This is a genomic window from Caballeronia sp. SBC1 (assembly GCF_011493005.1).
Classification (GTDB): Bacteria; Pseudomonadota; Gammaproteobacteria; order Burkholderiales; family Burkholderiaceae; genus Caballeronia.
In genome coordinates this window covers 2,411,796-2,430,240 of record NZ_CP049156.1, presented here as the reverse complement: position 1 = coordinate 2,430,240, position 18,445 = coordinate 2,411,796, and the positions used below count along the sequence as shown (strand labels likewise).

Below are 18,445 nucleotides of genomic sequence, written 5' to 3'. Positions count from 1 at the left end.
AAGCGCTTCGGCGCGAAAGGCAAATGAACAAGATGGCACCGCGAACGTTGACCGGAACTACTTCGGAGCGACGCTAGTCGAGGACCACTTTCGCCTTTGCAGTTGTAGGAAAAGTGAATGCGGCCCCTCAAAATGTGGGGCCGCATTTTTTTTGCTTTCGCGCGTTCGACTTGGCGTTTGCAAGGCATTGTTCAATGAACTTGGGCGTCGGGCTGCCGGCGTCTTGGAGAGCGAAATGGTTTCGATACGTTTGCCCGACGGGTCATCTCGACAGTACGACCACCCTGTGACGGTTGCGGAAGTCGCCGCGTCGATCGGCGCAGGCCTCGCGAAGGCTGCGCTGGGCGGCAAGCTCGACGGCGAGCTCGTCGATACGTCCACGCTGATCGATCACGACGCGTCGCTGGCCATCGTCACTGAAAAGGACGCTGACGGTCTCGACATCATTCGCCACTCCACGGCCCATTTGCTTGCTTACGCGGTCAAGGATCTGTATCCGGACGCGCAAGTGACCATCGGCCCGGTGATTGAGAACGGCTTCTATTACGACTTCGCGTACAGCCGCCCCTTCACGCCGGAAGATCTCGAGAAGATCGAAAAGCGCATGGCCGAAATCGCGAAGAAGGACGAGCCGGTGTCGCGCCGGGTGGTGACGCGCGGCGAAGCGGTGGACTACTTCAAGAGCATCGGCGAAAAGTACAAAGCTGAGATCATTGAATCGATCCCGTCAACCGACGACATCAAGCTATATTCGCACGGCAGTTTCACGGATCTTTGCCGCGGCCCGCACGTGCCGTCTACCGGCAAGCTGAAGGTCTTCAAGCTGATGAAGGTTGCGGGCGCCTACTGGCGCGGCGATTCGAAGAACGAACAGTTGCAGCGAATCTACGGCACGGCCTGGACGAAGAAGGAAGACCAGGAAGCGTATCTGCACATGCTTGAGGAAGCCGAGAAGCGCGATCACCGCAAGCTCGCGAAGCAACTCGACCTCTTCCATCTGCAGGAAGAGGCGCCGGGCATGGTGTTCTGGCACCCGAAGGGCTGGGCAATCTGGCAGCAGGTCGAGCAATACATCCGCCGCCGGTTGAACGAAGTCGGTTATCTCGAAATCAAGACGCCGATGATCATGGACCGCTCGCTGTGGGAAGCGTCGGGTCACTGGCAGAACTATCGTGAAAACATGTTCACGACGGAGTCGGAAAAGCGCGATTACGCAATCAAGCCGATGAACTGTCCTGGTCACGTGCAGGTGTTCAACCACGGCTTGCGTTCATATCGCGATCTGCCGCTGCGTTACGCGGAATTTGGCTCGTGTCATCGGAATGAGGCGTCAGGTGCGCTGCATGGCCTGATGCGCGTGCGTGGTTTCGTCCAGGACGACGCCCACATTTTCTGCACGGAAGACCAGTTCATCGAAGAGTCGATTGCGTTCAACACGCTCGCGATGAGCATATACAAAGATTTCGGCTTCGATCACATCGACATCAAGCTGTCGCTGCGTCCGGACGCCCGTGCGGGCAACGACGAAACTTGGGACCGTTCGGAACAAGGACTTCGCGATGCGCTGACGGCGTGCGGCCTGACGTGGGAAGAATTGCCGGGCGAGGGTGCGTTCTACGGTCCGAAGATTGAGTACCACATCAAGGACGCGCTCGGCCGCTCATGGCAGTGCGGCACGTTACAGCTGGACATGGTGCTGCCGGAGCGCCTGGGCGCGGAGTATGTGGCGGAAGACAACAGCCGCAAGCGCCCGGTGATGTTGCACCGTGCAATCGTCGGTTCCATGGAGCGTTTTCTCGGAATTCTGATCGAGCACCATGCTGGTGCAATGCCGTCCTGGCTCGCGCCGGTGCAGGCTGTGGTCCTGAATATCGCTGAAAGTCAGGCTGAATATGCACTGCAGCTGACCCAATCGTTGCAAAAACAAGGGCTTAGAGTAGAGAGCGATTTGCGCAACGAGAAGATTAGCTATAAAATACGAGAGCACACGCTGCAGAAGGTCCCATATTTGCTGGTTGTCGGGGACAAAGAGCGTGAGGCGCAAACCGTAGCCGTGCGTGCTCGTGGCGGTATCGATGCTGGCGTGATGCCGGTCGATGCATTCCTTGAGCGTCTGCAGCAGGACGTGCAGGCGTACAAGTAAGCCCACCCGCAGCGCGGCTAGTTTTTTTAGATTTTTAGAGGAAACGTAACATCGCTACTGATAAGTCTGCACATCGCATCAACGGGGAAATTACTGCACCGGAAGTGCGCTTGGTCGGAGTGGACAATGAGCCGCTCGGAATCGTGAAACTGGCTGATGCTTTCCGCATGTCGGAACAGCAAGACGTGGATCTCGTCGAAATCGCGCCGCAGGCTGTTCCGCCTGTTTGCCGATTGATGGATTACGGCAAGTTCAAGTACTCGGAAGCTAAGAAGCAGCACGAGGCCAAGCTCAAGCAGAAGATCGTTCAGGTCAAGGAAGTCAAGTTCCGGCCGGGCACCGACGACGGTGACTACAACGTGAAACTGCGCAACCTCACGCGCTTCCTCGAAGATGGCGACAAGACGAAAATCACGTTGCGTTTTCGCGGTCGGGAAATGGCTCACCAGGAAATCGGCATGCGCGTGCTCGAGCGGTTGAAGACCGACCTCGAAGAGCACGGTCAGGTCGAGCAAATGCCGAAAATGGAAGGGCGCCAGATGATCATGGTCATGGCGCCGAAGAAAAAGAAGTAATTGAAATCGATCGATGGATCGCGCGGCCTGCGAGTTTCAAAGGTCTGCGCGGCATCGTTTGAGCAGGTTTCAGGGCGCTGCCGGATAATGGGCGGCGTTCATGAAAAAGCGGTGGCCGTAAAAAGTCCGCCGCTCATAAGTGGCATGTGGGTTTCGAAGGGCGGGTCAGGATCGAATGGATCGACCGCACACCCATATCCATCAAATAAACTGGAGTAGTTTCATGCCGAAGATGAAGACCAAGAAGAGTGCTGCAAAGCGCTTCGTGGTGCGTCCGGGCGGTACCATCAAGCGTGGTCAAGCCTTCAAGCGTCACATTCTTACCAAGAAGACCACCAAGGTAAAACGCCATCTGCGCGGTTCCACGGCTGTTCATGCATCTGACATGAACTCTGTGCGCGCAATGTTGCCGTTCGCTTAACCCTTAACTGACACTCACAGGAGCGCACTATGCCTAGAGTCAAACGTGGGGTTACCGCACGGGCCCGTCACAAGAAGATTATCAAACTGGCCAAGGGTTACCGCGGCCGTCGCAATAACGTCTATCGCATCGCCAAGCAAGCGGTCATGCGCGCCGGGCAATATGCCTATCGCGATCGCCGCAATAAGAAGCGTGTGTTCCGCGCGTTGTGGATCACGCGTATCAACGCGGCGGTGCGCCAGCACGACATGACGTACAGCGTGTTCATCAACGGCCTGAAGAAGGCTTCGATCGAACTCGACCGCAAGGTGCTGGCCGACATGGCTGTGTTCGACAAGGCTGCTTTTGCTGCGATCGTCAAGCAGGTAAAAGCCGCCGTTGCAGCCTGATCGAGCTTGTTAGCCAGATTGGTACTGCGTGGTTAGTTGTAGCGCTGTCTCTAACCGGACGGCGCAACAACCAAAAAACGGGGCTCTTGTCGAGCCCCGTTTTTGTTGGTGAAACCGGGTTGAAGCGCGAAGATGGCTATGTCGCGCAAACATCGGCCCGGAAACGATCAGAAGAACTTTGACGCTGAAATGATGGGATCAATGGATCTGGACCAGATTGTCGCCGACGCGCGAAATGCCTTCGAACACGCCGCCGATGCGGCTACGCTTGAAAACGAAAAGGCCCGCTTTCTTGGTAAGTCCGGTGTGCTCACGGATCTGCTGAAAGGCTTGGGTAAGCTCGATCCTGAAGCCCGCAAGATCGAAGGTGCACGCATCAATGCGGTCAAGCAGCAGGTGGAAGCAGCGCTGAACGCGCGCCGTCAGGCGCTGGCGGACGTGTTGCTGAATCAGCGGCTGGCTTCCGAATCGATCGATGTCACGTTGCCCGGTCGCGGTCTCGGCGCCGGCAGCCTGCATCCGGTAATGCGCACGTGGGAACGCGTGGAACAGATTTTCAGCACGATTGGTTTCGATGTGGCCGACGGCCCCGAGATCGAAACCGATTGGTACAACTTCACTGCGCTGAACAGCCCGGAAAATCATCCGGCGCGTTCGATGCAGGACACGTTTTATATCGACGGCAAGGATGCCGATGGCCGGCAACTGCTGCTGCGCACGCACACCAGCCCGATGCAGGTGCGCTACGCGCGCATGAACAAGCCGCCGATCAAGGTGATTGTGCCGGGCCGGACGTATCGGGTGGATAGCGACGCCACGCATTCGCCCATGTTCAATCAAGTCGAGGGTTTGTGGATCGATGAGAAGATCAGCTTTGCCGACCTGAAGGGCGTGTACTCTGACTTCCTGAAGAAATTCTTCGAGCGTGACGACATTCTCGTGCGGTTCCGCCCGTCGTATTTTCCGTTTACTGAGCCGTCGGCCGAAATCGACATGATGTTCGAGCACGGCAAGAACGCTGGTAAATGGCTCGAAATCTCGGGTTCGGGGCAGGTTCATCCGAACGTGATCCGCAACATGGGACTCGACCCGGAACGGTATATCGGCTTTGCATTCGGCAGCGGCCTCGAGCGCCTGACGATGCTGCGCTATGGCGTGCAGGACCTGCGCCTGTTCTTCGAAAACGATCTGCGTTTCCTCGAGCAATTTGCCTGAGCGCATCTTGCCGCGGGCGGTTGCCGTAGTCCGGACATAGAAACGTAAAGTCCGGACGCAGACACGACTTATGTCGAACCTCATTTCGAACCTAGACACACATGCAATTCCCGGAATCCTGGCTTAGAACTTTCGTCGATCCCAAGCTCTCGACCGATGAACTCTCGCACGCGCTGACCATGGCGGGTCTTGAAGTGGAAGGCCTCGCGCCAGTCGCGCCGCCGACCACGAAGATCGTTGTCGGGCAGGTGCTGGAGGTGGCGAAGCATCCTAACGCCGACAAGCTCAATGTGTGTCAGGTCGACGCCGGCACCGGCGAGACGCTGAACATTGTGTGCGGTGCGCCAAACGTGTCGCCGGGGATCAAGGTGCCGGTCGCACTGGTCGGCGCTGAATTGCCGCCGGCCGAAGCGGGTGGTGCGCCGTTCGCGATCAAGCTGTCCAAGCTGCGCGGCGTGGAAAGCCAGGGCATGCTGTGCTCGGCACGCGAACTGAAGCTGTCGGAAGATCACAGCGGCTTGCTGATCCTGCCCGCCGATACCCCGATTGGACAGGACATTCGCCAGACGCTCAACCTCGACGACACCGTTTTCGAGATCAAGCTCACGCCGAACAAGGCCGATTGTTTGTCGGTATTCGGCGTCGCGCGGGAAACCGCCGCCATCACGGGTGCGCCGTTGCATGCGCTCGAGATGCCGCCGGTCGCTGTCACTATCGATGAAATCTTGCCGGTCAAAGTGTTGGCGCCGGACCTATGCGGACGCTTTTCGGGCCGAGTGATTCGTGGCGTGAACGCGCATGCCAAAACGCCGCACTGGATGGTCGAGCGTCTTGAACGTTCGGGACAGCGCAGCATTTCCGCACTCGTCGATATCTCGAATTACGTGATGCTTGAGCTCGGCCGCCCGACGCACGTGTTCGATCTCGACAAGATCCACGGCGGTATTGAAGTGCGCTGGGGAAAGCTGGGCGAGACGCTCAAGCTGCTGAACGGCAACACGGTCGAACTCGATGAAACCGTCGGTGTAATCGCCGATGATCGCCACGTGGAAAGTCTCGCGGGGATCATGGGTGGCGACAGCACCGCCGTGTCGCTCGACACGACCAATATCTACCTGGAAGCCGCGTTCTGGTGGCCGGACAGCATTCGTGGCCGCGCGCGCAAGTACAATTTTTCCACCGACGCGGCGCATCGCTTCGAGCGCGGGGTGGACTATTCGACAACTGTCGAGCATATCGAGCGCATTTCTAAGCTAATCCTCGATATTTGCGGCGGTAATGCCGGTCCTGTAGACGACCAGACGCTCAACGTGCCAACGCGCGAGCCGGTGAATATGCGCGTATCGCGGGCGAACCGGATCATTGGCGTGGCTATTGGCGCTGAGGAAATCGCGCAGATTTTCACGCGACTTGGCTTGACGTTCACGCACGACGGCGACACGTTCGCGGTCACGCCGCCGGCGTATCGTTTCGATATTGAGATTGAAGAGGATCTGATCGAGGAAGTCGCGCGCATTTACGGCTTCGAGAGGATCCCCGCGCGTCCGCCGGTCGCGACCAGCGAAATGCGTCCGACCAACGAGACGAAGCGTTCTATTCACGTGCTGCGCCACGCCGTGGCCGCGCGGGATTACGCGGAGACGGTGAACTTCAGTTTCGTCGACGCCGAGTGGGAAGCGGATTTCGCCGGCAACACGAATCCCGTGAAATTGCTGAATCCGATCGCCAGCCAGCTTTCGGTCATGCGCACCACGTTGTTCGGCAGCCTGATCAGCGTGCTGCGCCACAACCTGAACCGGCGCGCTGACCGGATTCGTGTGTTCGAAGCGGGCCGTGTGTTCCTGCATGATCCGGCAATCAAAGCGGGTGAACTGGCTATTGAAGGTTTCGATCAGCCGAAAATGATCGGCGGCCTGGCTTATGGTCCGGCCTTCGAAGAGCAGTGGGGCACGAAGCCGTCACGCATCGTCGATTTCTTCGATGTAAAAGGCGATGTGGAAGCGCTGTTCTCGCCTGTCATGCCGCGTTTCGTGAAAGCGGAACATCCGGCGCTGCATCCGGGACGCAGCGCACGGATTGAAATCGACGGCCGCGCGGTGGGCTGGATCGGCGATCTGCACCCGCGCTGGATGCAGAAATACGATTTGCCGCATGCGCCGGTTTTGTTCGAAATCGAATCCGACGCATTGATGCAACGCGCATTGCCGGTGCCGTCCGACGTGTCGAAATTCCCGCCGGTTCGCCGCGATATTGCGATTGTCGTGGACCAGAAAGTGGACGTGCAGGCGCTCATCGATGAGCTGGAAAGTGCCCGTTCCGAGCCCGCCTGCAAGCACGTCACCAGGGTTGCTTTATTCGACGAATTCCGTCCAAAATCAAGCACTTCCGGTGGGTTGGACGCGCATGAGAAAAGCCTTGCCTTCCGTGTAACGTTGCAAGATACTGGCGGGACGCTTCAGGACGAAACGGTCGAAACGGCCATCAAAACATTGGTGGAACGCTTGGCTCGAGTACATGGCGCGCGATTGCGCGGATAGCCTGCAGTTGGCCCCCTCCGTCTTCATCGTTACGCCATTTTTTCGATATGAACCAAATGAACTCGAGTGATTTCGAAGCCCTTCTTTCGGCGCAACGCAGCGCCATGATCCGAGATGTTCCCACTTCGAACGGTGCGGCAACGGCAGAAACGCCTACGCTGACAAAAGCCGAATTGGCCGAAATGCTATTCGACCATGTCGGGTTGAATAAGCGCGAAGCCAAAGACATGGTGGAAGCATTTTTCGAGGTCATTCGCGACGCGCTTGAAAGCGGCGACAGTGTCAAGCTATCCGGCTTTGGCAACTTTCAGCTACGCGACAAACCGCAGCGTCCCGGACGTAATCCAAAAACGGGGGAAGCCATTCCTATCGCGGCGCGTCGTGTTGTCACGTTCCATGCGAGTCAGAAGTTGAAAGCGCTGGTCGAAGCCGGTGCTGAAAACAGTTTCGGCCGCTGAAGTGACGGGCATTTGCCTTGTGCTGCCCGAACGCTTATTAGCGACATTTACCCCATTCGCGACATTCACCACGATGGTTGATTGACGATGGAAAAAGTCGTCCTGCCTCCGATTCCGGCCAAGCGCTACTTCACCATCGGTGAGGTCAGCGAGCTATGCGGCGTCAAGCCGCACGTGCTGCGCTACTGGGAACAGGAGTTCACGCAACTGAGGCCGGTCAAGCGGCGTGGTAATCGCCGCTATTATCAGCATCACGAAGTGCTGTTGATCCGCCGCATTCGTGAATTGCTTTATGAGCAGGGTTTTACGATCAATGGCGCGCGCAACCGCCTCGATTCACATGGGCGTCCGAACGGTTCGGTTGATATCGAGGACGCGCAGGAAAGCGGTGCAGTTCCTCAAGTGAATGTGTCGGTCGATGTCGATCAATTGCGCAAGGACATTCTGCAAGTGATCGATTTACTGGGCGGATGACGACTTGCTGGAATCACTCGCCGGAATCAAGCGGAAACACAAGAAAAAAGGCGTCGCGGATTAATCGCGACGCCTTTTTTCATTTTTGATCGGAGCGGGAGCTTGCGCCCGGTTTTTCGGGCTTTAAGCTTTGCCCGAAGCCGTTATTTTCCGGTGTTGCCGCGTTTGAATTCCAGGATCGGCAAATCCGGTTCTGAAAGCATCGCCTTCAGTACGTCGTTCGCAAACTCCTCAACCACCGCATGCCATTCAATCGTGCCAACCGGAAAATCGCCGGGGCATTTTTTCCCCTGCGCCTTCCGGATTGCGCCGACGCTCAGACTCAACGCTCGCGCCCTCAGGAAGGTCGGATCGTTTGAGTCGGCTGGCGGGTTGATTTCGTGGTCCATAGATGGGCTTTCGGCAGCGGGTGGAAAAACTTTAGGGTGAATCTGGCGAAAAAATCTGAGCGCCGGAAGTCGCCGGAACATGAGTGTACACAAGCAAAACAGGGGCAGAAGTGCACAAAACAGGGACATAACCGGGAACGACACAAATCGCCTGATTGCTCCGATTCGCGCTTGGCGGGTATTGTGGATGCGGTGCTGGTGTTGTCGAAGGTGAACGGCTAGGCTCGGATTGAGTAACGGCGCGCGTCAGCCGGGTTGCAATGCAGTTTCAAGAGCACGGAGCGCGAGCGCAAATCAACCGCGCGGACGCAGGTTTTTAAAACGGCTGTTTGCTACGCGCTGTCAAACAAACAGCCGGCTTGCCGCAGGACAATGGACGAGCGAACCGGTTCGTTCGATAAGCGTTGTCGCACCCATGCTCATGCCTGCCGCACGCGAACAACCGTCTACCTCGGCAACGAAAGCTGGTTTGAGCGAAAAAAAGTCCGCCCCATGTGTCGATTTCCGGGCTGATCGCACGTCGTGTCGGCAGAGGGCGCCTGTTCGGTGCCGTCTCTCTAGTTTGTTGGTCAACCCGTCACATCCAGGAGCAAAGTAATGTCGACTTCAGCTGTCAAACCGACCCCGGAAGGGATGCATACGATCACGCCTCACCTGGTTTGCAAGGGCGCATCCGACGCCATCGAGTTCTATAAAAAAGCATTCAACGCAGTCGAGCGAACACGTTTGCCGGGGCCTGACGGCACGGTGATGCACGCCATGCTGGGCATCGGCGACTCTACGCTGATGCTGGGTGAGGAATTCCCGAATTGTGGCCGTAGCGGACCGCTAACGCTGAAGGGCTCGCCGGTCACGCTGCACTTGTACGTGAAAGACGTTGACGCCTCCTTCGCGCAGGCCGTCGCCGCGGGGGCGAAGGTCATCATGCCCGTCGCCGATATGTTCTGGGGCGACCGCTATGGCGTGATTGAAGATCCGTTCGGTCACTCCTGGTCGCTCGCGACTCATACCCGCGATCTGACCGAAGAAGAGATCCGGGAAGGCATGCCCAAGGCAATGCCGACGTAATTATCGACGTAATTGTTGGCGAGTTCGGTTCCGTAGGCAGCAGGGCGCCGCGAATTGACGCGTCTGACGCGTTAGTCCGCGGTGTTATACCGGCCGCCATTTTTTACACTGGCTCGTTTGCTTGACCGGCAAACATCAGGAGCTTCCATGCAGAAGATTTCTCCCTTTCTATGGTTTAACAACAACGCGGAGGAAGCCGCTCAGTTCTACACGAGCATCTTCAATAATTCACGAATCCTGTCGGTGATGCGTTTCGGAGATGCAGGGCCAGGGCCGAAGGGCGGGGTCATGGGCATTACATTTGAACTGGAAGGCCGGGAGTTCAAAGCGCTGAATGGCGGGCCGGTGTTCACCTTTACGCCGGCGATCTCGCTTTTTGTCGACTGCGAGACTCAGGAAGAAGTCGATAAATTGTGGGCCCGGCTCGGCGAAGGCGGCGAACCGCAGCAGTGCGGCTGGATAAAAGACAAGTTCGGCGTGTCGTGGCAGATCGTGCCCGTCGCGCTGGGCAGAATGCTTCAGGACTCGGACGCGGAGAAATCATCGCGTGTCATGCGGGCGATGCTGGGCATGATCAAGCTCGATATCGCGGGGCTGGAGCGGGCTTATCGGGGCGAGTGACAGTTAGCAGGCTGCGGAAATACCTCACCCCGGAGTCACCCAAAAGGTCAGTTCAAACGTTGTTAGTGAAGACCCCACAACTGTGAGAAGCGATGCGCGGCGCGGATACCTTTACCGAGAATTTGTTCACGTTGCGTAAGCTGGAGGACTTTGTTCCAGCCGATCATCCGCTGCGCTCGATTCGCAAGATGGCCAACGCAGCATTGGCCAGGATGGATCGCTTGTTTGCCGGCATGTACGAGGCTGATATCAAAGGTGGGCGGCCCAGCATTGCCCCGGAGAAGTTGCTGCGCGCGATGCTATTACAAGTGCTCTATAGCGTTCGCTCGGAGCGCCAGTTGATGGAGCAGGTTCAATATAACCTGCTGTTTCGTTGGTTCATCGGGCTGTCGATGGACGATGCCGTTTGGGTGCCCACTGTCTTCACCAAGAACCGCGAGCGCCTGATCAAGCATGACGCGGTCATCGAGTTCTTCAACGAGGTTGTGGGCATTGCCGAGAAGAAGTGCTGGCTTTGCGGTGAGCACTTCAGCGTCGATGGCACGTTAATTCAAGCATGGGCCGGCCATAAAAGCTTTGTGCGCCGCGATGATGATCAGGACCCCGAAGACGGTGGGAGCTTCAAGGGTGAGACGCGCAGCAATGAGACGCATGAATCGAAGAGCGACCCCGATTCGCGGCTGTATCGTAAGGGCAAAACGGCAAGCGAGCTACGCTACATGGGCCACACGTTAAGCGATAACCGCCATGGGCTGATCGCCAGCGCCGTGGTGACGCTGGCCGATGGCTATGCCGAGCGCGAAGCGGCCAAAGTGATGATCAACGATGCCCGCCAGGCGCTTGGCGATCCGACGCGCGAGATCACGCTGGGGGCGGACAAAGGCTATGACGCGGCAGAGTTCATCGAGGCCTGCAAGACCATGAAAGTCACGCCTCACGTGGCGCAAAACAACTCAGGCCGCCAGTCGGCGGTGCCCGAGTCAATCGCCCAGAGTGCGGGCTATGCGGTTTCCCAGCAAAAGCGCAAGCTCATCGAACAAGGTTTCGGCTGGGCTAAGAGCATCGGCGGTATGCGTCAAGTGATGGTGCGCGGCTTGAAGAAGGTCGATCAGATGTTTGTGCTGACCATGGCCGCGTACAACCTCGTGCGCATGCGCACCTTGGGAGAGATCCGGCCGTTGCAGCCGCTGTGAGCCAAAAATGCCCAAGAGAGCGTCATAAACAGGTCCGAAAACCGAAATTAACCGGTCCGCATTTCAAACTATGAGAAATTCCTCGCTGAAAATTCTGATTAAGCTCACGGCTCAGTAAAGTCGGCCTCTATTTCCGCAGCCTGTTAGGCGATGGAGGAGCGCCAAACGGGGCGCCATGAGCGTTCTGTCAGCCGTCATTCAACAAATAACGAAAATGAATTTGGGATGACATGCGGTCGCCGGTAGGATCGCGCGTTCTGCAGCTTCCGCCATTGCACCCCATCCCATGTCGATTTCCTTTGCGCCCGAGCCCGCCGTCGCGTCTGCATCCGCGTCAGCCGGCGCCACCGCGCGCCCCGTCATCCGCAGCGCGGCCGATGTCTCGCAGCTCGTCAATCGTGGCGCCGCAGTCGGCAGCGACGCACGTATCGTCATTGCCATCGCGCTTGGCGGTGTGTTCCTCGACGCCTACGATCTCGGCGCGCTCGCTTTCGGCGTGAAGGACATTGCCCGAGAGTTTTCGCTCACGCCGGCTGCAACCGGTTTTGTCGCTTCTGCAATTACGTTTGGCGCGATCATCGGCGCGTTCCTGGGCGGGTATCTGACCGACAAGATTGGCCGGTATCGCGTTTTCATGGCCGACATGTTCTTCTTCGTGGTCGCCGCCGTTGCGTGTGGCCTCGCGCCCAATGCCTGGGTGCTCGGGGGAGCGCGTTTTGTCATGGGATTGGGCGTGGGCATCGACTTGCCGGTCGCGATGGCTTTCCTCGCGGAGTTTTCGCGGCTGAACGGGCGCGGCAACAAGGCGGCGCGCATCGCGATGTGGTGTCCGACATGGTATGCCGCCATCAGCGTGTCCTATTTGCTCGTGCTCGCGTTATACGCCGTACTGCCCGCGAGCCATTCCGGCTGGCTCTGGCGGTTAACGCTCGGTTTCGGCGCACTGCCGGCGCTCGTGATCATCGCGATTCGCAGCCGTTATATCAGCGAGTCGCCCGTTTGGGCCGCGAACCAGGGTGACTTGCGCGGTGCGGCGCAGATTTTGAAGCGCTCGTATGGTCTCGATGTCGAGGTCGACCCGGCCGCGCTGCAAAGCGCCAAAAGGCCCGTGCACAAAGCGGCATGGAGTAATTACGGCGCGCTGCTGCGCGGTGTGTATCTGCGGCGCACGGTGCTTGCGACCGTCATCGCGGTGGCTTCATCGTTTGCGTACAACGCGGTGGCGTTCGGGCTGCCGGTCATTATTTCCAGCTTCCTCGCGCAATCGATGCTCACCACTATTCTCGCCTCGCTCGCGTTGAACCTGTGTTTTGCGTTCGTGGGCGGCTTGATTGCTGTGCGAACGGTGCCAAAAGTCGGTGCGTGGAAGCTGACCGTGCTGGGTTACGCGTTCCAATTGGCAGCGTTGATCGGGCTGGCGGTTGTCGGGCGTCCCACGGGTGGCGCGCAGGTCGCGCTCGCGATCGGGTTTCTCGCGGTTTTCTTGCTGGGGCAAGGCTTCGGTCCGGGTTCCCACAGCATGACGTTTGCATCGCTCAGCTATCCGACGTCGTTGCGCGGTGTGGGCGTGGGTTTCAATCAGACGCTGATGCGCTCGAGCTCGACCGTTTCGCTGTTCTTGTTCCCCGTGCTTTCGGCGGCGCTTGGCACCAAGGTCTTCTGGATCATCGCGGTTGCGCCGCTCGCCGGGTTAGTCGCGCTGCTGGCAATTCGTTGGGAACCGTCGGGTTATGACGTTGATGCCGAGGATTTCGATACGGCTGGCGTCCCCGTTAAACAAGCCTGATGCCCGTGAGCCGCCAGGCGATGTTTGCTTGACTGCGTGCGGGCTGCGTCAAACGCCGGTACGATTCCCTCATGGCAAATTCCAACCGCAGCAGGTTTGATCGCTGCTTTATTCCATGTCCATGAGGAAGAAATGATCGTTGAAATGCGTATTTATCACTGCGCGTCGGGTCGTCTGCCCGCATTGAACGACCGGTTCGAGAACATTACGCTCGGGTTTTTCGAGAAATACGGGATCGAACCAATCGGGTTCTGGACCACGCTGGCCGGTCCGAGCAACCACACACTGACCTATCTGCTGAAATGGGAAAGCCTGGCTGAACGCGAAACCAAATGGAACGCGTTTCAGGCCGACGCCGAGTGGATCGCGAAGCGTGCCGAAACCGAGGCGAAGCAGCCTATCGTCGAGCGCATTGAAAATCAGTTTCTGTCGCCGACAGCTTATTCCGCTCTGCGTTGATGGGTTGATGCAGCTTTAAGCATTAGATCTCGCCATGATGTAGCGAACCGCCCGGTTATCAGTTCGATAACCGGGCGGTTTAGCGAGTGGCTCTGCGAGGCGTGCGATGCGCTTGGCGCCCGATGCGGCGATGTCAGGCGGCGTGAACCGAACCCGTGCCCCCACCATTCGCCTTCGATGTACCCCGCGAGATCCGGCGTCGCGGCGATGCGGGCTGCTCAATCTCCGGCAAGCATCCGTGCGTTTGAAAGTAGTCGACCAGTTCGGCAGCTACCCGATAGTCGCGCTGATTGAACCAGCCTTTCAATGCGTCCAGAAACGCGTCGATGGCTTTATCGCCGTAATCCTTTGTGACTTCAGCAAGTGCTTCGGCAAGTGCGTTGTTGCGCTGTGATGCGGACAACGTGCTCGCAATATGCGAAGCGCTTCTTGATACCGTCATTGCCTGAACCGGCCAACATTTGATGCCGAATGTGGTGTTGATGTTGCGTGCCCGATCTTGTTGCTTGGTTCTCATGCGTGTGACCCCGATTTCAGCAGAGCAGGCAGCGGTTAAAATAATCCGCGGCTGTCTGGTTAATTTTTATATTTGTTGGAAGCAGCGTCTCCAGACCCTTTGTTTAATGCCCGGTCCGACTGAACACGTTATGAATGCCGCTTCTTATAGCGATGCGGTCACCCACAGATGCATACGCAGCGGGAGCGGGATTGGATGCGTGCGGTGCAGCAAATTTTGCATTGCGCGTTGATAATTTTCCGCTGCCGTCTTCGTCGCAAAGTGCAATCGGTTTGTTGTGGGCGAGCAAACGATTGGCGTGTGGGCGTCAAGACTTGATGCGGTGCAGGTATCAGGTCAGAAGTCTGTAAGTACGCTAAAGAGCCTGGGGCGCCGGCCACGCGACAGACGCCAACCCAAGTGATCTGCCTGATCTCTTGGAGCACCTATACCGGCCACGCGAAGGCTTACGGAAACGCCGGTATGGTCGGATCCGTCCCCTCAATGTCCGCTTCCGGATGGTGACTCTTGATCAATTGCTCGATTTCTTCGACGCGATCCTTCGCAACGTCAACCATCATCAGCAATTCGCCTTTCGCGACCGCGTCTTCGAAGCGCTTCAGCCGAGTGTTCGGCACATCGACACCGATCATTGTTGCTGTCCATGCGCCGAATCCTGCGCTCGCCATCGTCAGCAAGACGACGACGCCACCGGCGATCGTGAGTCCGTCCGGAGGAAAGGCCATGGCGACAAGGCCCGCCAGCATGCCCGTGACGCCGCCCGCCGCGGTGCCCCGGGCGAGCGCGGGAAGCAGGTCGCTGCGCTGCGTGAGCGTCGCCGGCGGCAAGTCCTCAAGCGGGATGCCCGGACGCGCGAGCACGTGGACATGTCGCCACTCGATCCGTTTCAGCAACAGTTCGTCGATGATTCCCTTCGCGCTTTGCACATTGGGCAACAAGAAATAGATGCGCCGCATTTCGGGCCTCCTATCGGGAATACCCGCGACCCAGTCTGCCCCTCAGGCTACGACGGTACCCGCTGTTCTGGCAGCCAGATTCGACAGAGTCTCATCATTCAATATAGTCGTATTCGCACTCGAATTCCTGGTCCGCAATGATCCGTAGGGCCTGTCGCGCTCGTGCTCGCAGCGCATTCGAGCAGTTTCGGCGTGGACAAAACGTGCGTGTTGCTGCTTGCGGTACTGGGTGCGCTATTGGCAATCGACCTGTCATTGAATGCTTCCATTCCGACGAGAATTCTGGAGTCGGATGGCAGGTAATTGCCATGTCCCGGTCAAAGAGTAATTATGTATATTGATTTGGATAACTATGTATATGAAAGCCGATCTATCGGGCAGCGCACGCTGTTCAATTCGTGTGAAGGGCACAATGGCGCCTTGCGTCAAAGCGCCTCCCCGAGCGTGCGCCTCGTGAACGCAGTGCGCGCCGAGTGCCGCTCAAGTCTCTTAGCCTAGCGGTATCAACCAAATCGCAAGCGCCTCACCTGCGGTGGCTATCGCAACGGCAGATTCGACCGGGTTCGTGTTGAGGAATGTCCACAGGCTGACCTCGTCTCTGAACTGATTCCACGTTCCGAAAAATCCGAGCGACAGAATCAGCCCGAAGAGCAGGCTGAACGCGATTGCCGCGGACAGCCACTGATTGTGATTGAGACTAGCCGGCGAAAACGCAAACGCGCTCAGACAGAGCACTTGCGTGGCGAGAACCACGAGTATTCCTGGATGGTACTGGACACCTTTGTACGTGAACGAGCGCGACATGCGCGAGCGTTCGTATCTGTTCCCCATGGTTTGGCCTCCCTGCATCATAAAGTGTACATGCGATCTATCACGACGCAAGGCTGCCTTGTCGTTGGCTCCGTTTTTGAGGAGCCGGGATTGCAGCGGGCAAAGGCTTTGCCGCGCAATCCTTGAGGAAAACGGTCCGTTGTGCCCGATTCCATTGCCTAGAATCAAGTTACGCGCAAACGGTGCCGATCACGCACATACAGTGGCGTTCGCGACATTGCTGGCGCGGATGTATTCCGACACGTTTGAATTGTAGGGGGAATTGTCATGGCAACTTACGTGGTTCTTTCACAATTTACGGATCAAGGAATCCGCACCATCAAAAATAGCCCGCAACGGGCGGCCCAAGTAGCGGAAATGGCAAAGGCCTTTGGCTGCGAAATGAAAGAGATCTACTGGACATTGGGCCAGTACGACATTGTCTCGATCGTCGAAGCACCGGACGATCACAGCCTCGCCGCATTGGGCCTTGCGATCGGCTCCGCAGGCAACGTCCGTATGCAGACGCTGCGTGCTTTCACGAAGGACGAAGCTGGCTCGATCAGCGGCAAACTGCCATAAAGCGGGCACCGGACGCACAAACATTTCTTTTCCTATGGAGGTCACGATGAAAGCAGACGACAAGGGTGACGTGCGCGCTTTTGTGCAAACGGCCGAGCAGGCGGGAGAGTATGTCTGGGTCATCACGCTGGTCGACTTTGGTGCACAAAACGTCAAACGCTCGCTCGTATCGGACGAGACATACGCCACGCGCGCCGCAGCCAAAGACGCCGGCGACGCTCATCTGAAAGCGTTGGAGGAAGACCGCTAGCCGCGCCCGTGCAAGCTTGTATTTGCGCACGGACATACTAAGGTTGGTCTATAGGCGCAGGGCCGAAAGAGGGGAGCGTCCATGTCCGCACCGCCAGGAGTTTCCGGGTCTCCATTCGCTGTGTCCGTCGAACCGGGCAGCTATGCCGTCACTCGACCAGGAACGCCAGGCGAGGTGATCGACCTGCTGCAGAAACACACTATCCAGATTGTCGATCTCAAGTTCACCGATTTGCCCGGACTCTGGCAGCACTTTTCAATCACGCTCCCTGAGGTTCACGCAGACCTGTTCAGCGCCGGAATCGGGTTTGACGGCTCGTCGATCCGCGGTTTCCAGGAGATCCACGAGTCCGACATGCTGCTGAGACCGGACCCGGCGACCGCCTTTGTCGATCCGGTTGGCGGCACGCCGACACTGTCCATGATTTGCGACGTGATCGATCCGGTGCTGCACCAACCGTATTCGCGCGATCCGCGCTATGTCGCAAGAAAGGCGGAGGATTATCTTCGTCAGACAGGGATTGCGACGACCTGTTATTTCGGGCCCGAGCTGGAGTTCTTCATCTTTGACTCGATCCGCTTCGGCCAGGACCAGCACTGCGGCTACTACTACGTCGAATCGGCCGAGGGAGACTGGAACACCGGTCGTGACGAAGGCGCTTACGGCGGCGGTAATCTCGGCTACAAACAGCGCTACAAGGAGGGCTATTTCCCGGTGCCGCCGAACGACACGCTGCAGGATATTCGCTCGGAGATCGCGCTGACGCTGCAGCAGGCGGGCGTTCAGATTGAAGTGCATCACCACGAGGTGGCTACCGCCGGTCAAAACGAGATCGACATGCGTTTCAACACACTCACGCGCATGGCCGACAACGTGATGATCTACAAATACATCTGCAAAAACGTCGCCCGCCGGCACGGCAAGGTTGCGACCTTCATGCCGAAGCCGCTGTTTGCCGACAACGCGAGCGGGATGCATTGTCACCAGAGCCTGTGGAAGGACGGACAGAACCTCTTTTACGATGCCAGCGGGTGGGCGCTGACTTCCGAAATGTGCCGCTGGTACATCGGCGGATTGCTGCAGCACGCGCCCGCGTTGATGGCTTTTTGCGCGCCAACGACGAATTCATACAAGCGTCTGGTGCCGGGGTATGAAGCGCCCGTCAATCTGGCGATGTCGCAGCGCAATCGTTCGGCTGCGGCGCGGATCCCGATGTATTCAGATTCGCCGAACGCGCGGCGCGTCGAGTTTCGTTGTCCGGACCCGTCGGCCAATGCGTATCTCGCTTTCGCGGCAATGCTGATGGCGGGCCTTGATGGTATCGAAAACAAAACTGATCCTGGCGATCCGCTTGACCGGAATATCTACGATCTGTCGCCGGAAGAAGCCAAAAATATACGGCAGGTGCCGGGCTCCCTTGACGCCGCGCTCACGGCGCTCGAAATGGATCAAGCGTTTTTGCGCAAGGGCGATGTATTCACCGACGATGTCATCCAGACGTGGATTGAATACAAGCGCACACGCGAGATCGACACGCTCAAACTGCGCCCGCACCCGTGGGAGTTTTACCTGTATTTCGATACTTAAAAGCGGGGTGATCTC

At 57.8% G+C, this 18,445-nt stretch carries 20 protein-coding genes; 16 read left to right on the top strand and 4 right to left on the bottom strand.

Annotated features, from left to right (window positions below):
* Nucleotides 1-235: 235 nt before the first annotated feature.
* The 8 genes from thrS (at nt 236) to SBC1_RS10550 (ending at nt 8,212) form a co-directional block, all read left to right on the top strand.
* Nucleotides 236-2,143, top strand: a complete 1,908-nt coding sequence (thrS, locus tag SBC1_RS10585) for a threonine--tRNA ligase (RefSeq protein WP_165091906.1) — start codon at nt 236-238, stop codon at nt 2,141-2,143.
* Between the two features lie 50 nt (nt 2,144-2,193).
* Entirely contained in the window at nt 2,194-2,718 is a 525-nt protein-coding gene (gene infC / locus SBC1_RS10580) for a translation initiation factor IF-3 (protein WP_075643994.1), read from the top strand.
* Nucleotides 2,719-2,941: 223 nt separating this feature from the next.
* Nucleotides 2,942-3,139, top strand: a complete 198-nt coding sequence (gene rpmI, locus SBC1_RS10575; protein ID WP_165091903.1) for a 50S ribosomal protein L35 — start codon at nt 2,942-2,944, stop codon at nt 3,137-3,139.
* A gap of 29 nt (nt 3,140-3,168) precedes the next feature.
* On the top strand, nt 3,169-3,528 hold the full coding sequence (gene rplT, locus SBC1_RS10570; protein ID WP_007585475.1) for a 50S ribosomal protein L20: 360 nt from the start codon (nt 3,169-3,171) through the stop codon (nt 3,526-3,528).
* A gap of 201 nt (nt 3,529-3,729) precedes the next feature.
* Complete coding sequence (gene pheS / locus SBC1_RS10565) at nt 3,730-4,743, top strand: phenylalanine--tRNA ligase subunit alpha (RefSeq protein ID WP_165988819.1); 1,014 nt, start codon at nt 3,730-3,732, stop codon at nt 4,741-4,743.
* A gap of 101 nt (nt 4,744-4,844) precedes the next feature.
* A complete protein-coding gene (pheT, locus tag SBC1_RS10560; protein WP_165091901.1) occupies nt 4,845-7,280 on the top strand; it encodes a phenylalanine--tRNA ligase subunit beta in 2,436 nt (811 codons plus the stop codon).
* A gap of 47 nt (nt 7,281-7,327) precedes the next feature.
* On the top strand, nt 7,328-7,738 hold the full coding sequence (locus tag SBC1_RS10555; protein ID WP_031359001.1) for an integration host factor subunit alpha: 411 nt from the start codon (nt 7,328-7,330) through the stop codon (nt 7,736-7,738).
* Nucleotides 7,739-7,825: 87 nt separating this feature from the next.
* Nucleotides 7,826-8,212 carry a MerR family transcriptional regulator gene (locus SBC1_RS10550; protein WP_165091899.1) on the top strand — a complete coding sequence of 129 codons (387 nt, stop codon included), beginning with the start codon at nt 7,826-7,828 and terminating at the stop codon, nt 8,210-8,212.
* A 143-nt stretch (nt 8,213-8,355) separates the two neighbouring features.
* Here the strand turns inward: SBC1_RS10550 and SBC1_RS10545 are convergent, their stop codons facing one another.
* Nucleotides 8,356-8,682 carry a hypothetical protein gene (locus SBC1_RS10545; protein WP_241201925.1) on the bottom strand — a complete coding sequence of 109 codons (327 nt, stop codon included), beginning with the start codon at nt 8,680-8,682 and terminating at the stop codon, nt 8,356-8,358.
* 516 nt (nt 8,683-9,198) lie between these two features.
* Here SBC1_RS10545 and SBC1_RS10540 point away from each other — a divergent pair.
* The 5 genes from SBC1_RS10540 to SBC1_RS10520 all read left to right on the top strand — a co-directional run bounded on the left by SBC1_RS10540 (nt 9,199) and on the right by SBC1_RS10520 (nt 13,728).
* Nucleotides 9,199-9,669, top strand: a complete 471-nt coding sequence (locus SBC1_RS10540; RefSeq protein WP_165091896.1) for a VOC family protein — start codon at nt 9,199-9,201, stop codon at nt 9,667-9,669.
* A gap of 147 nt (nt 9,670-9,816) precedes the next feature.
* The gene (locus SBC1_RS10535) at nt 9,817-10,290 is read left to right on the top strand and encodes a VOC family protein (protein ID WP_165091893.1); all 474 of its coding nucleotides are present in this window, start codon (nt 9,817-9,819) and stop codon (nt 10,288-10,290) included.
* A gap of 92 nt (nt 10,291-10,382) precedes the next feature.
* Complete coding sequence (locus SBC1_RS10530) at nt 10,383-11,483, top strand: IS5 family transposase (protein ID WP_165102028.1); 1,101 nt, start codon at nt 10,383-10,385, stop codon at nt 11,481-11,483.
* Between the two features lie 286 nt (nt 11,484-11,769).
* Complete coding sequence (locus tag SBC1_RS10525; protein ID WP_165987604.1) at nt 11,770-13,269, top strand: MFS transporter; 1,500 nt, start codon at nt 11,770-11,772, stop codon at nt 13,267-13,269.
* Nucleotides 13,270-13,401: 132 nt separating this feature from the next.
* Nucleotides 13,402-13,728 (top strand): NIPSNAP family protein, encoded by a 327-nt coding sequence (locus tag SBC1_RS10520; protein WP_165091888.1) that lies wholly within the window; start codon nt 13,402-13,404, stop codon nt 13,726-13,728.
* Between the two features lie 133 nt (nt 13,729-13,861).
* Here the strand turns inward: SBC1_RS10520 and SBC1_RS10515 are convergent, their stop codons facing one another.
* From SBC1_RS10515 to SBC1_RS10505, 3 genes are all read right to left on the bottom strand, one after another.
* Entirely contained in the window at nt 13,862-14,245 is a 384-nt protein-coding gene (locus tag SBC1_RS10515; RefSeq protein WP_165091885.1) for a hypothetical protein, read from the bottom strand.
* 446 nt (nt 14,246-14,691) lie between these two features.
* Nucleotides 14,692-15,201: a DUF1269 domain-containing protein gene (locus tag SBC1_RS10510; protein WP_165091883.1), complete on the bottom strand. Its 510-nt coding sequence runs from the start codon at nt 15,199-15,201 to the stop codon at nt 14,692-14,694.
* A gap of 489 nt (nt 15,202-15,690) precedes the next feature.
* The gene (locus tag SBC1_RS10505; protein ID WP_165091880.1) at nt 15,691-16,032 is read right to left on the bottom strand and encodes a hypothetical protein; all 342 of its coding nucleotides are present in this window, start codon (nt 16,030-16,032) and stop codon (nt 15,691-15,693) included.
* 267 nt (nt 16,033-16,299) lie between these two features.
* Here SBC1_RS10505 and SBC1_RS10500 point away from each other — a divergent pair, with 267 nt between their 5' ends.
* The 3 genes from SBC1_RS10500 (at nt 16,300) to glnA (ending at nt 18,430) form a co-directional block, all read left to right on the top strand.
* Nucleotides 16,300-16,593: a GYD domain-containing protein gene (locus SBC1_RS10500; RefSeq protein ID WP_165091879.1), complete on the top strand. Its 294-nt coding sequence runs from the start codon at nt 16,300-16,302 to the stop codon at nt 16,591-16,593.
* A gap of 46 nt (nt 16,594-16,639) precedes the next feature.
* Entirely contained in the window at nt 16,640-16,843 is a 204-nt protein-coding gene (locus SBC1_RS10495) for a hypothetical protein (protein ID WP_165091878.1), read from the top strand.
* Nucleotides 16,844-16,924: 81 nt separating this feature from the next.
* Nucleotides 16,925-18,430, top strand: a complete 1,506-nt coding sequence (glnA, locus tag SBC1_RS10490; RefSeq protein ID WP_165091877.1) for a type I glutamate--ammonia ligase — start codon at nt 16,925-16,927, stop codon at nt 18,428-18,430.
* The last annotated feature ends 15 nt before the right edge of the window (nt 18,431-18,445 follow it).

What these genes read in the sequence shown, in the direction of transcription:
- thrS (WP_165091906.1), top strand. Translation starts at nt 236, where the DNA reads ATGGTTTCGATACGTTTGCCCGACGGGTCATCTCGACAGTACGACCAC.
- rpmI (WP_165091903.1), top strand. Translation starts at nt 2,942, where the DNA reads ATGCCGAAGATGAAGACCAAGAAGAGTGCTGCAAAGCGCTTCGTGGTG.
- rplT (WP_007585475.1), top strand. Translation starts at nt 3,169, where the DNA reads ATGCCTAGAGTCAAACGTGGGGTTACCGCACGGGCCCGTCACAAGAAG.
- pheS (WP_165988819.1), top strand. Translation starts at nt 3,730, where the DNA reads ATGGATCTGGACCAGATTGTCGCCGACGCGCGAAATGCCTTCGAACAC.
- pheT (WP_165091901.1), top strand. Translation starts at nt 4,845, where the DNA reads ATGCAATTCCCGGAATCCTGGCTTAGAACTTTCGTCGATCCCAAGCTC.
- SBC1_RS10555 (WP_031359001.1), top strand. Translation starts at nt 7,328, where the DNA reads ATGAACCAAATGAACTCGAGTGATTTCGAAGCCCTTCTTTCGGCGCAA.
- SBC1_RS10550 (WP_165091899.1), top strand. Translation starts at nt 7,826, where the DNA reads ATGGAAAAAGTCGTCCTGCCTCCGATTCCGGCCAAGCGCTACTTCACC.
- SBC1_RS10545 (WP_241201925.1), bottom strand. Translation starts at nt 8,682, where the DNA reads ATGTTCCGGCGACTTCCGGCGCTCAGATTTTTTCGCCAGATTCACCCT.
- SBC1_RS10540 (WP_165091896.1), top strand. Translation starts at nt 9,199, where the DNA reads ATGTCGACTTCAGCTGTCAAACCGACCCCGGAAGGGATGCATACGATC.
- SBC1_RS10535 (WP_165091893.1), top strand. Translation starts at nt 9,817, where the DNA reads ATGCAGAAGATTTCTCCCTTTCTATGGTTTAACAACAACGCGGAGGAA.
- SBC1_RS10530 (WP_165102028.1), top strand. Translation starts at nt 10,383, where the DNA reads ATGCGCGGCGCGGATACCTTTACCGAGAATTTGTTCACGTTGCGTAAG.
- SBC1_RS10525 (WP_165987604.1), top strand. Translation starts at nt 11,770, where the DNA reads ATGTCGATTTCCTTTGCGCCCGAGCCCGCCGTCGCGTCTGCATCCGCG.
- SBC1_RS10520 (WP_165091888.1), top strand. Translation starts at nt 13,402, where the DNA reads ATGATCGTTGAAATGCGTATTTATCACTGCGCGTCGGGTCGTCTGCCC.
- SBC1_RS10515 (WP_165091885.1), bottom strand. Translation starts at nt 14,245, where the DNA reads ATGAGAACCAAGCAACAAGATCGGGCACGCAACATCAACACCACATTC.
- SBC1_RS10510 (WP_165091883.1), bottom strand. Translation starts at nt 15,201, where the DNA reads ATGCGGCGCATCTATTTCTTGTTGCCCAATGTGCAAAGCGCGAAGGGA.
- SBC1_RS10505 (WP_165091880.1), bottom strand. Translation starts at nt 16,032, where the DNA reads ATGGGGAACAGATACGAACGCTCGCGCATGTCGCGCTCGTTCACGTAC.
- SBC1_RS10500 (WP_165091879.1), top strand. Translation starts at nt 16,300, where the DNA reads ATGGCAACTTACGTGGTTCTTTCACAATTTACGGATCAAGGAATCCGC.
- SBC1_RS10495 (WP_165091878.1), top strand. Translation starts at nt 16,640, where the DNA reads ATGAAAGCAGACGACAAGGGTGACGTGCGCGCTTTTGTGCAAACGGCC.
- glnA (WP_165091877.1), top strand. Translation starts at nt 16,925, where the DNA reads ATGTCCGCACCGCCAGGAGTTTCCGGGTCTCCATTCGCTGTGTCCGTC.